We start from the raw sequence: 12,469 nt of genomic DNA on the forward strand, positions 1-12,469 counted from the left end.
ATGAAGAAAAATATTTATTTATTGCCAGCAATAACTGCAATAATCTATCTTGTTATAAACTTAGTTTACGTTTACTTTAGAAATTTCGATGAAGATGCTTATATACTATTTCGTTATGTAGAAATGGCTGTTGACGGTAATGGTATAGTTTTTTATCCAGGTGGAGAACATACAGAAGGTGCTACAGATTTTCTTTGGCTTATATTATTAATAATACTAGGTAAAATAGGTATAAATGTAGGAGTTGGAGCTATAATTTTAAATAGTTTTGGAGTTTATATTATTAATTATATTTTTTTTAAAACCTTATGTAAAGGGTTCAATTATAAAATTTCATATTTTATAGCTTTTCCTATTGCAACCTTTTGGATTTTATTTTACCCAATAATAGCAGCCCTAGGAGGATTCAGCGTAATTTTATATAGCTCATTGATAGTATTACTATCCTATTTTTTATACAATCAAAAATTTATAAATTTAATTCCTTATTTAGGGCTAACTATATCCTTATTTAGACCGGATGGTGCAATTATAGCAGTTACTTCTACCATATTAGGATTTTTAATATCCTATAAAAAATATTTTTTTCATTCGCTAATTGCCTTAACTCTTAGTATTATTTATTTTATTTGGAGATTCAATTATTTTGAAGAAATATTACCGCTACCTATCTATGTTAAATCTAATGGTGGAATTTTACAGAATATTCTTTCTAATTTAAAAATTTTACTTTTTAATAAGCAAACTTTAATATTTACATTTTTATTTCTCTTAAGTTTAATTTTTATTAAAAAAATTAGATTCCGCTTATTATTTGCCTTTTTTCCTGTATTGATACATTTTCTAACCTTTACATTAATGCATCAATCTCAAAATGTAGGTTTTAGATTCCAAGCTCCTTTCTTTTTAGTTTTATATTATTTATTAATACTTATTACCATTTTCATAGCCTTGAGCTATAGAAATATATATATTGTTTTAATATTACCCCTTCTTATGCTTATTACCAGCATTAAAACCTATAAGCATTACTATTATACTTTAAACACTCTTGATTATATAAATCAATTTACTTTTTTTCTAAGTAGAGATATTTTAAAAGGAAATGAAACATTATATATAACGGAGGCAGGAAGGTTCGCATATTGGAACACGAAACCTAACAAAATTATTGATGTTGTAGGGCTTAATAATCGATATTATGCAAAAAAAGAAGCTCCCTTAGATAACTCTAAAGATAAAATTGATATTCTTATGTGTTACTGGGGAGGAAATAGTAAACCATTCTCTTTTTTCCAAAATAATATTATTTATAAGTTTACAAATATTAATCAATTTCAAAATATTATTCATGATTACATAACACAAAATAAACATTCATCTGAAAAAACAGTTTTAGCAACCATGAATATACTATCATTCTTAAGTAAGAATTTTAATGATTATGACATAATTTTTGTTAAGATGGGAGGAGAAACTTCTGCACATGTTTATGGAATTAACAAAAAAATCAATATAAGTAATGATATTTTAAAGCTACTTATATGGTCTAATAATCATGAAAATTATAAATCATATATTAATTTAATCCAATTAAGAAAACATTTAAAATGATCATACTAGGAACTACCTCCGATATATCTCAAGCTTTTATAGATAAATTTTTATTTGAAAATAGCACTAAATATAAAAAAATCTATTTAGTAACCTCTAATGAAGAGGAAACTAAACGTTTTGCTCAACATATCTTAGTTAAATTTAAACAAGAATCTGAGATTATCTCTTTTGATTTAATGAAAGATATTGACTATTCTGTGTTTAATCATATAGATTCTGATTTACTTTTTTGTGCTTCTGGATACCTTGGAAAGAATACGGAAGATGGTCTTTATAATCTTTCTAATACAAAACAAATTATCAACATAAACTATGCTAAATTAGTTCCACTTATCAATTATTTTGCTCAAAAATTTGAACAAAATAATAATGGTACAATCATAGGGCTTTCATCAGTAGCTGGATTGAGGGGAAGACAAAGCAACTTTATATATGGAAGTGCTAAAGCTGGATTTTTAACTTATCTTGATGGTCTTCGAAACTATTTATATTCTAAGAATGTACATGTTATGTCCGTAATTCCCGGATTTATGGATACTAAAATGACTGCTGGAATGCCTCTACCCAAACCATTAACAGCTACACCCTCTAAAGCTGCATCTATCATTTATAAAGCTTATAAAAAGAAAAAAAATAAGATTTATGTGACTTCTATTTGGTGGGCTATAATGACAATTATTAAGAATATACCTGAGTTTATTTTTAAAAAGTTAAAAATGTAATTTTATTTACTAATTATTAAAATAATGAATAATCGATTATATCTCTTTGATTTTGATGGTACACTAACCAATAAGGATACACTTTTTGATTTTCTCCAAATTTCATTTCCTCATATATATAAATCTAGATTTATTAAATTTATTCCATTATTTTTACTATCAAAATTTAAGTTAGTAAATACTGAATTTGTAAAACAAACATTTATTTCTTCTTTTTTAAAAGGAAAATCTAAAGAAGAAATAAATGTTTTATCTCAAAATTATTTTAATAAAAGAATAAACAGTTTAATACATCCAAAAGCTCTACAATATCTAAAGAATATAGAAAATACTAATGATAAATACATTGTCACTGCCTCGTTGGATATATGGGTTGAACCATTTGCAAATTTTTTTGGATTTCGTTTAATTAGTACAAAAGCAGAATTTAAAAATCAAATTTTTACTGGAAAATTTGCAACTCCCAATTGCAATGGCAAGGAAAAGGTTAAAAGAATTGTATGTGAAATACAGTTATCTCAATTTAAAGAAATTTATGCCTTTGGGGATACTAAAGGTGATAAGTACATGCTTGAGCTATCAACTAATCCTCATTATAAATACTTTAACAGTTAAATACAACATAAAAAAAGGAGAGCTAAATTTAAAATTTAGCTCTCCTTTTTTATTGATTATTATAAATTTATACTTACTCCTAAAGAACCATAGCTACCTAACTCAGCATATGCTCCAATTTTATCTGTGAAGAAGTAACGATATCCTAAACCAGCACCTATTCCAAAGCCATCATTTCTACCTCCTACTCTTACCGTAGGATATAAATCCATATTATAGGGTAGATCTAAAACATCATTTAAATGAAAATTCACTCTTCCAAATATAAAAAAGTTATCATTATCGTTACTCCAATAAAAATTACCTCCAGCACCTACGGATAACCAATCCAATACTCCATAATCATACGAACCTGTAATACCAGTTCCATAACCAAAAGCATTTATACCGATTTGTACTTTCTGATCACCCTGACCATTATAAGCTTGTGCATTCGTAAAAGAGACAAAGCCTATAAATAGAACTAATAATATTATTTTTTTTACCATATTTTTATTCAACTATTTCTAATTTATCTTGGGTAAAGGAACATGAAATTTTAAATTTTAAGGGCTCTTTATTACCCGTAAGGAAATCTTCACAATATCCTATCCAAATCAATTTTAAATTACCATTTTCGTCCTTACCAAATTTAAGTTCATTATCTCCCGTATCCAGATACTCTTCATCATTAATATTCAAGTTCGTATAATAAACTTCTTCAATTTCTCCAGAATCTGTTTCGATTTCCTCAAAACTAGGAACTTGAAATGACTTTCCGAGCAATTGCTGAACTGTATTCACTGGAATTTCGAAATCTTCTAAAGAAAATGAAACTTGTGGATATTCATTTTGATAAGAATCCTCTTCAACATGATCTAAATCATCATCAGATTCAACTTCTACAACTAAGGTATTTTTCTTATTCAGAAAAACAACTTTACAAAAACATTTCCTGATGTGATATTCTAAGGTTTCATCAGGATGATAAAACTTAATAAGCCCTTTCATTTATTTTTTATATGAGTTTTGCAAATATATTTAATTTGTATTATGGAAAAAATAAATTTCTGCAATTTTATTAAACTCCTTTTAATATAAAATATGATTTTTTACCTCTTTGAAGTAATATATATTTTCCTTGTATTAAATCGCCTTCGCCAATTTTATATTCTTCATTGATTTTTTGCTGATTCACAGATATAGAATTTTCTTTTAATGCTCTCCTTGCTTCTCCTTTGGAAGCTAAGAAACCACTAAAATCTGATAGGGCTTCTAAAATCAATACTCCATTTTTTAAATCTGCTAGAGATACTTCTTTTTGTGGAACCCCTTCAAACAAAGAGAGAAAAGTACTTTCGTCCAATGCTAAAAAATCTTCTTTGGTAGATTTCCCAAATAATATTGAAGATGCTTGGATTACCTTATCTGTTTCTTCTTTTCCATGAACCCAAGAAGTAATTTCTTCCGCTAATTTTTTTTGTAATATTCTTTTGGAAGGATCCTCTTTGTGTTGAATTATTAATTCATCTATTTCTTGTTTTGACAAGAAAGTATATATTTTTATATATTTTTCAGAATCTTCATCTGCTACATTTAACCAAAATTGATAGAATTTGAATACTGATGTTCTGTTTACATCTAACCAAATATTCTCACCCCCTTCACTTTTCCCAAACTTAGTCCCATCGGCTTTTGTTATTAATGGGCAAGTTAAAGCAAAGGCTTCCTGACCTATTTTTTTTCGAATTAGTTCTGTACCAGTGGTTAAATTCCCCCATTGATCAGAGCCTCCCATCTGTAGTTTTACACCTTCTTTGGAAAAAAGATGATAAAAGTCAAATCCTTGTAATAGTTGATAGGTAAATTCTGTAAATGACATTCCTTCTTGAAACTCTCCGTTCAATCTTTTTTTAACAGAATCTTTTGCCATCATATAGTTTACAGTGATAAACTTACCAATATCTCTAGCAAATTCTAAAAATGAAATGTTTTTCATCCAATCGTAATTATTTACTAAGACCGCAGAATTAGGAGAATTACTTTCAAAATCTAAAAATCTTTCCAACTGTGATTTTATTCCAGCTAAATGTTTTTGTAGAGTTTCATCGTCTTGTAAATTTCTTTCCGAGCTTTTACCAGAAGGATCCCCGATCATTCCTGTAGATCCACCAATTAATGCTATTGGCTTATGTCCATGTCTTTGAAAGTGAACCAATAACAATATAGGGACTAAACTTCCCACATGTAATGAATCAGCGGTTGGATCAAATCCAATATAACCCAAAGTCATTTCTTTATCCAGTTGCTCTTCTGTACCTGGGATCACATTATGAATTAATCCCCTCCAAGTTAATTCCTCAATAAAAGAATTCATATACTATATTTTTACTAAACAAATTTATAATTTTTCAGATGATTTTCATGGATTAAAAGTAATAGGTTTTATAAGTTATCAATAATTATCTATTAAAATAATCCCAGACAAAAACCTATAACTTTCTGTATAACGTTTCCAACAACTAGTAAATAATTATTATTCAATAGACCATAAATTATTTTTTTGCCTATATTTGCATAATAAATCGATATCATAAAATCAATTAGACTAAAATAGTCATTTTTATTCTCATATTGATATTTTTTAGTTCCGATATCACTAACTAAATTTAATACATGGATGCCTCAAAATTTTTAACTATTGTTGTTTTTATATTTTTAATAATAACTTTGATTTTATTTATGCCCGTAATAGGTTCCTTTTTTTAATATTGGTTATATAAAATATTTGATATTAATTTATTTAACTATTTCTTCTTAATTTATTAAATTCTTTAACTACCCGATGATGAGAAACTATTTGGTACTTAAAAAGATTAGATAAGAGTTCTTTTTCTGAATTTGTTGCCCCCAACTGGTTTAATATATTTAAAAGATGCATTTTCATATGCCCCTTTTGTATTCCAGTAGTAATTAATGATCTTATTGCTGCAAAATTTTGCGCTAATCCTGATACTGCTACTATTTTCATCAATTTTTCTGAAGTGGGGTTTTTTAATATCTCTAAAGACGCTCGTACTAATGGATGTAATTTAGTCAAACCTCCTACTACACCTAGAGCCAATGGAATTTCTAACCAAAATCTAAAAATATTATCTTCTATACTACAATTAGTAAGTCCTCTGTATTGCCCACTTCGCGAAGCATAAGTGTGTGCACATGATTCAACTGCTCTAAAGTCATTCCCAGTTGCAATTACTACAGCATCTATACCGTTCATAATCCCCTTATTATGCGTAGATGCTCGGAAAGTTTCAACAGTAGCTATATCTATGGCTTGTTTAAATTTTACAGCAAACTCATACGGAGACATAACTTTAACATCCAATTCATCAACTTCACAACAAACCTCTGCTCTAACTCTACAATCAGGAACATAATTAGACAATATAGACATTGTTATTTGTAATGATTCCTTCTCGTTGGACTGAAAACTTTCTGATTGATTCATCTCTTCTTTCAAAATTTTAGTCATTTCTTCCAAACATGAATTTATAAAATTGGCCCCCATACTATCTCTAGTATCAAAAGAAACTTCAATAAAATAATACCCTTCAAGTTTAGCTGTATTGTCCTGAAGAATTATAGAAGTAATTCCTCCTCCTCGGCTACGCATATTTTGGGTAATCTCTGCGGTAGCATCTTCTAATTTTATCTTTAAAAAATTTTGAAACCAATTCGTAAATTTTTCTTTATTTCCTTTATAAAAGAAATGAATGTGTCCTAATTTTGTAGTTCCTAAAACTTGTGTAGAAAATCCTCCTTTGTTTAACCAGAATTTTGCAGCATTAGCAGCAGCAGCCACTACTGAACTTTCTTCTGTTACCATAGGCAAAGCATACATTTCTCCATCAATTAAAAAGTTAGGAGCTATCCCCCAAGGAAGGAAAAAATTTGAAATTGTATTTTCAGAAAACTCATCATGTAATTTTTGTAAATCCTTATTATCTAACCAATATTGAGACAATATCTCTTTTGTTTTAAGGGAATTATTGGTAAAATTTTTAACCAACCAATTGATTCTATCTTCTTTACTTAATCTTGAAAAACCATTAACAATCAATCCTTCCATTATTTCTATAATTTATATTTAAAAGTATTTAAACAATTAATAGATTAAAGATAAAAATTCATCTAAAGAAATAGCTCCAAAATAATGTTTCAAATCAACATCTTTCAAAGCAATTTCAACTTGTTGTCGTGAATATTTAATTCCAACTAGTTTACTTTCTATTTCACTAATTTCACCGATACCAAAAAAATCTCCGTAAATTTTAATCGCTTTTATTACACCTTCTTCTACATCTAATTTAAGATCAATTGAACCTATTGGAAATCTTTGGGTTCTTTCCATAAGAAATTTGGGTGATTTTCCATAATTCCAATCCCAATTGGCATATTTTTCTTTCGAAATTTGATTAATCTTTTCCCAATCAAACTTAGTTAATGTATATGAATTGATTTTAGATATACTATCTACCTTAAAAATTGATAAAAGAATTTTTTTTTTGAACTCTTCAATTGACATAGGAAAGCTTAAATAATCTGAAATATTGCCTACTCTACTTCTAATTGATTTTATTCCTTTAGATTCTATTTTATCTTTTCTAACCTTTAAAGAATTTACAACCTCATTGATATTACTATCAAATAAAAGTGTTCCATGTGTTAACATTTTGCCTTTTGTTGCAAATTGTGCATTGCCATTAATTTTTTTTCCATTTACTACGACATCATTTCTTCCTCTTAGTTCAGCCATAATTTCCATATCATTTAATGCCTTTATAACTGGGTTTAAAAATTTTTGATAATTTGAGAAACTACTCCCATCGTCTTTTGTAATAAAACTAAAATTTAAATTTCCTCTATCGTGATAAACGGCTCCCCCTCCAGATAATCTTCTTACCACTTTTATATTATTCTTTTCTACATATTCCGTATTTATTTCCTCTATTGTATTTTGATTCTTTCCTACAATTATAGAAGGATTATTTATGTAAAAAAGTAGATAAGAATCATTCTCTAGAGACAAATTTTTAAGAATATATTCCTCAATTGCAAGATTAATTTGTGGATTATATATTTGAAGATTATCAATAAAAATCATTCGCTTTTTCCTTCAAAAATACAATAATTTACTTAGAGATCTTAATAAAAAACTATAGCACTAAAGCCATCTTATAAATTAGATATGGACTGATTTTTGGGGGATTTAACCTTATAACTTATTCTTATCTTTCTTATTTCGTTTGCTGCTAATACTAAATCCCAAGTCAACTTCCCTAAATCAGCATCAACCTTGGCTCCTCCTTTATCCATTAACTCTATCTTTATATTTTCATCTGTACTTAATGGATATTGATCTTCTATGGTTAGATTAATTCTATTCTTTTTATTATTTTTTATTACAATATCATAAGTGAATGTTTGCTCCTTAGAGGATGAAAGAAATCTAGTTCCAGATTTATCAGCTATTTTTTCTCTGGTTATAGTTACTCTTTTATCCCTTCCCATTCCTAAACTTAAGGTGTCTTGCGTTTGATTAGGATCAATAACCGTTTTACCTACATACAAACCTTCAAAAATTATATTTGCTTCTCCCTTCAACAAGTTATACTGAGAATAATTACTGATTTGTGCTAACAAATAAGCATCTTTATCTAATTTAGGGACTGCGAAATATTTGTAGCTTGCCGGTATTTCAATTTCATTCAATACAACACTGTGCTGCTTTCCATTGGATAATATATTGTAAAGTACAGGTATATCAAAAGAAGTATTCAATTGATTTTCATTAATAGTAGATGATACTGTTGAAACTTCGTAAGCCTGTTTTTGTCTATTTTCCAAAGCCATACCCTTTTTATTAAAAACCTGTTCTTCATTTGCATACTCAGGCATAGATATGGAAAGTGCATTACTCCTATAGAGCTTTGCTACCGGTTGGAAATAAAGAAACCAAGGGTTTAATTCTGGAACCCTATTGTTTTGGCTAGGCATACCACTGGAAAGAGTTAATTTAACATTTTTCCAATCAACTCCAGTTTGTTGTACTACCTGTGCTTTATATAAAAACTGAATTGGCTGAGATATACTTTCTGCCCTCAAATCATAAAAAGGTTGCCAAGAGGCACCTCCACTTATATATGAAATTTGTAAAGGAATATTCTGAAGATTCCCTGAATTCATCAATTGTAGAACTAACTTCCCTTGGGATATATTTTCTTCATTTGCTTGACTATAACTAAGCTTATTTTTCAAATTTGTAAGTTTTTCAGACAATTCCTTTTCTTTTCGCTCCAACACAAATAATGAATTGTTAAGTTCTGTTCTTTTTGTTTGGTAATATTCAACCACCTTTATTAAATCGCCGGAATTAATACCGTTTGAACCTACAATTTTTTGATTCGCGTCTAACAATTCAATCGTTTTTTGGGTAGATTCTTTTTCATTCTTTATTTGGCTGTATTTATTTGTAACCCACAAAATACTATCCTTCACCTCTTTTAACTGAGAGGAATTTTCATTCTTATCGTATTCGGAAATATAGTTGGTTGTATATTGTACAGATAGTACCGATACCTGTTTCGGTACTCCTACAAGAACGGTTTCTTCATTTACATAATCAGAAACATTTTTTACGATAATTTCTGAAGTTCCATTAGGCAAATTTATGTTTACGGATTGTGAAATTTCAACAGAATTGAAATATACGGTAGCTGCCTCTACCTTTGCAGTTGCAACTATGGGCTTTTGTGCTCCTAGGGTTAGACCTAGTAAAACAATAAATAAAAAACAAATTTTCATACTTTTACCATTATTATTGATTAATAACATATATAGATTATATACTTTATAAATAATATTTTTATTTCTAATTCATACAATTATGAAGCAATCTAGACATTATAAACGAATATTATAATGTATTTAATATTTTTTGGTATTTATTTTGCGTCTTCATGTACCATTATCATACAACAATTAATATTTATTAAATTAAAAAGAGTTCCTTTAAATGAATTTATATTTTTTTTATTCTTACATGTCTTATTCAAGGTAACTGTGACATAAAACAATGGTTATTAATATTAAAAACTAATATGTTTATACAATTTTTATTTATTTTTTTGGGAGGTGGATTGGGAAGTATTTCTAGGTATGCCGTTTCCTATATTACTCCAAATTATTATAAAGGCAATTTCCCTTTAGGTACATTCCTCGTAAATATTATTGGATGTTTCTTAATCGGACTGTTCTCCATAGTCTTACATAAAAACCTTACTCTCAATGAATTTTTAATTACTGGTTTTTGCGGTGGTTTTACCACCTTTTCCAGCTTTTCTAAAGAAGCATTTCTCTTATTTAATAAAGAAAAAATAAAATTGGCTTTTATCTATGTTTTTTCTAGTTGTGTTGTAGGACTTTTAAGCTTATTTTTAGGATATATAACAGGCGGAGGAAACTGCTAACAAGACGAAAATTTAAAATTAAAATTTAATGAAAAAAATTCTATTGGTTTTTATAGGTGGTGGATTCGGAAGCCTATGCAGGCATTCAATCTCTTTATTATCAGCAACTTCAAATCCGCCTTTATTCCCTTTCGCTACTTTTGTAGCCAATCTTTTAGGTTGTTTTATAATTGGACTGTTAGCTGGAAAGGTAAATCTTAAAAACAATCTTAACTTACTATTAGTTACAGGTTTTTGCGGTGGCTTTACTACCTTCTCTACCTTCTCTAAAGAAACTTTCTTTTTAATTAAAGAAGGCTACATTTCAATTGCTTTCCTCTATCTTACTATAAGTTTTTTAGCAGGTATCACGCTTGTATGGTTAGGTTTTCTAATATCCAGAAAAACAAGTAAGGATTAATTTATAAAAATGCTGTATCCTTCATTTTAAAGCTTTTACTCATCATTCTTTGACGTTTAATATAGATATTCCCTAAGTTTATTTATCCATCCGTTGAATTTTTCAAACATTTCAATTCATACTAACTTCCTCATAATCATCTATATTTATAAATTTCTCTCTTATCTGTTGTTTCTATACCTTAGAATGTTTACATTGTCCATAGCTTTTTATGGCTAAAAAAAGACTAAAACCTAATTATAAATTTTATGAAACAAGATTTAAATGAGTTTATGAAGGTGGTTGAAATGAAAAACCCTCATGAACCTGAATTTTTACAAGCGGTTAAAGAATTTGCGGAAACAATTATCCCTTTTATTTCTGAACAACCCAGATATAATAACAAAAATATTCTGATGAGAATGACTGAGCCTGAACGGTCAATTATATTCCGTGTCCCTTGGGTAGATGATCGTGGACATATACAAGTAAATCGAGGATTCAGAGTTCAAATGAATTCAGCCATCGGTCCTTACAAAGGTGGACTCCGTTTTCATCCTTCTGTAAATTTAAGTACCATGAAATTTTTAGCCTTTGAACAAGTTTTTAAAAATTCTTTAACCACATTACCAATGGGTGGAGGAAAAGGAGGGGCTGACTTTGATCCTAAAGGAAAATCTGAAAATGAAATAATGAGATTTTGTCAATCTTTTATGACTGAGCTGAGCAAGCATATCGGAGCTGAAACTGATGTGCCTGCCGGAGATATTGGTGTGGGAACTCGTGAAATCGGCTTTTTATTCGGACAATACAAACGTTTGCAAAATGAGTTTACTGGGGTATTGACAGGAAAAGGTCTTTCTTACGGAGGTTCACTAATTCGTCCAGAAGCAACGGGATATGGTGTTGTGTATTTCTGTGAAAAAATGCTGGAAACCATTGATGAAAAAATTGCGGGTAAAACCGTATTGGTCTCTGGCTTTGGAAATGTCGCTTGGGGAGTTATAAAAAAAGTAAATCAATTGGGTGGAAAAGTCGTTACAATTTCCGGCCCTGATGGTTATATTTATGATCAAGATGGAATTACGGAAGAAAAGGTTGAATATTTATTAGAAATGAGAATGAGTGGAAACGATGAAGTTAAAGATTACTTACATAAGTATCCTTCTGCTGCCTTTTATGCAGGCAAACGACCTTGGGAGCAAAAAGGTGATATTGCTATACCGGCAGCTACCCAAAACGAATTAGATTTAGAAGATGCAAAACTGTTAATTGCTAATGGAGTTATCTGTATAACAGAAGCCGCCAATATGCCTTGTACTTTAGAGGCTGTGCATGAATTCATTTCAAATAAAATTCTGTATTCTCCAGGAAAAGCTTCTAATGCCGGAGGAGTGGCTACTTCTGGATTAGAAATGAGCCAAAATGCGATGCGTATGCATTGGAGCAGCGAAGAGGTAGATAAAAAATTAAAAGAAATTATGACTGGAATCCATGACAATTGTAGAAAATACGGATTAGAAGAAGATGGTTCTATTAATTACGTAAAAGGAGCAAACATTGCTGGATTTATAAAAGTTGCTGATGCAATGATCGCTCAAGGAGTGATATAAATTTTAAAATTT

12 protein-coding genes are annotated in these 12,469 nt (G+C 29.0%); 6 read left to right on the forward strand and 6 right to left on the reverse strand.

Translation table 11 applies throughout. From position 1 onward, the window contains the following. Genes ETU08_RS01970 through ETU08_RS01980 form a run of 3 tightly spaced genes read left to right on the forward strand, consistent with a single transcriptional unit; the run spans position 1 to position 2,954 of the window. Positions 1–1,614 (forward strand): hypothetical protein, encoded by a 1,614-nt coding sequence (locus ETU08_RS01970; RefSeq protein ID WP_146261335.1) that lies wholly within the window; start codon positions 1–3, stop codon positions 1,612–1,614. Next, positions 1,611–2,339, forward strand: coding sequence for an SDR family NAD(P)-dependent oxidoreductase (locus ETU08_RS01975; RefSeq protein ID WP_146261336.1), 729 nt, complete (start codon positions 1,611–1,613; stop codon positions 2,337–2,339). The genes ETU08_RS01970 and ETU08_RS01975 overlap by 4 nt, the downstream gene beginning before the upstream one ends. A 24-nt stretch (positions 2,340–2,363) precedes the next feature. Next, positions 2,364–2,954 carry an HAD-IB family hydrolase gene (locus ETU08_RS01980; protein WP_146261337.1) on the forward strand — a complete coding sequence of 197 codons (591 nt, stop codon included), beginning with the start codon at positions 2,364–2,366 and terminating at the stop codon, positions 2,952–2,954. A 59-nt stretch (positions 2,955–3,013) separates the two neighbouring features. Here ETU08_RS01980 and ETU08_RS01985 read toward each other — a convergent pair whose 3' ends face one another. The 6 genes from ETU08_RS01985 to ETU08_RS02010 form a co-directional block, all read right to left on the reverse strand. Next, positions 3,014–3,442 (reverse strand): DUF6646 family protein, encoded by a 429-nt coding sequence (locus tag ETU08_RS01985; RefSeq protein WP_146261338.1) that lies wholly within the window; start codon positions 3,440–3,442, stop codon positions 3,014–3,016. Positions 3,443–3,446: 4 nt separating this feature from the next. Beyond that, on the reverse strand, positions 3,447–3,944 hold the full coding sequence (locus tag ETU08_RS01990; protein ID WP_146261339.1) for a hypothetical protein: 498 nt from the start codon (positions 3,942–3,944) through the stop codon (positions 3,447–3,449). A gap of 70 nt (positions 3,945–4,014) precedes the next feature. Further along, positions 4,015–5,310 carry a tyrosine--tRNA ligase gene (tyrS, locus tag ETU08_RS01995; RefSeq protein ID WP_146261340.1) on the reverse strand — a complete coding sequence of 432 codons (1,296 nt, stop codon included), beginning with the start codon at positions 5,308–5,310 and terminating at the stop codon, positions 4,015–4,017. 426 nt (positions 5,311–5,736) lie between these two features. Next, positions 5,737–7,065: a hydroxymethylglutaryl-CoA reductase, degradative gene (locus ETU08_RS02000; RefSeq protein WP_146261341.1), complete on the reverse strand. Its 1,329-nt coding sequence runs from the start codon at positions 7,063–7,065 to the stop codon at positions 5,737–5,739. Positions 7,066–7,101: 36 nt separating this feature from the next. Next, positions 7,102–8,100 carry a lipoate--protein ligase gene (locus tag ETU08_RS02005; RefSeq protein WP_146261342.1) on the reverse strand — a complete coding sequence of 333 codons (999 nt, stop codon included), beginning with the start codon at positions 8,098–8,100 and terminating at the stop codon, positions 7,102–7,104. A gap of 71 nt (positions 8,101–8,171) precedes the next feature. Beyond that, complete coding sequence (locus ETU08_RS02010; RefSeq protein WP_146261343.1) at positions 8,172–9,800, reverse strand: DUF4139 domain-containing protein; 1,629 nt, start codon at positions 9,798–9,800, stop codon at positions 8,172–8,174. A 296-nt stretch (positions 9,801–10,096) separates the two neighbouring features. Between ETU08_RS02010 and crcB (ETU08_RS02015) the strand changes: the two genes are divergently transcribed. From crcB (ETU08_RS02015) to gdhA, 3 genes are all read left to right on the forward strand, one after another. Beyond that, positions 10,097–10,465, forward strand: coding sequence for a fluoride efflux transporter CrcB (gene crcB / locus ETU08_RS02015; protein ID WP_146261344.1), 369 nt, complete (start codon positions 10,097–10,099; stop codon positions 10,463–10,465). Positions 10,466–10,493: 28 nt separating this feature from the next. Further along, a complete protein-coding gene (gene crcB / locus ETU08_RS02020) occupies positions 10,494–10,865 on the forward strand; it encodes a fluoride efflux transporter CrcB (RefSeq protein WP_146261345.1) in 372 nt (123 codons plus the stop codon). A gap of 248 nt (positions 10,866–11,113) precedes the next feature. Continuing rightward, positions 11,114–12,457, forward strand: a complete 1,344-nt coding sequence (gdhA, locus tag ETU08_RS02025) for an NADP-specific glutamate dehydrogenase (protein ID WP_146261346.1) — start codon at positions 11,114–11,116, stop codon at positions 12,455–12,457. Positions 12,458–12,469 lie beyond the last annotated feature (12 nt).

It is taken from the genome of Apibacter muscae, assembly GCF_007845635.1.
Lineage (GTDB): Bacteria > Bacteroidota > Bacteroidia > Flavobacteriales > Weeksellaceae > Apibacter > Apibacter muscae.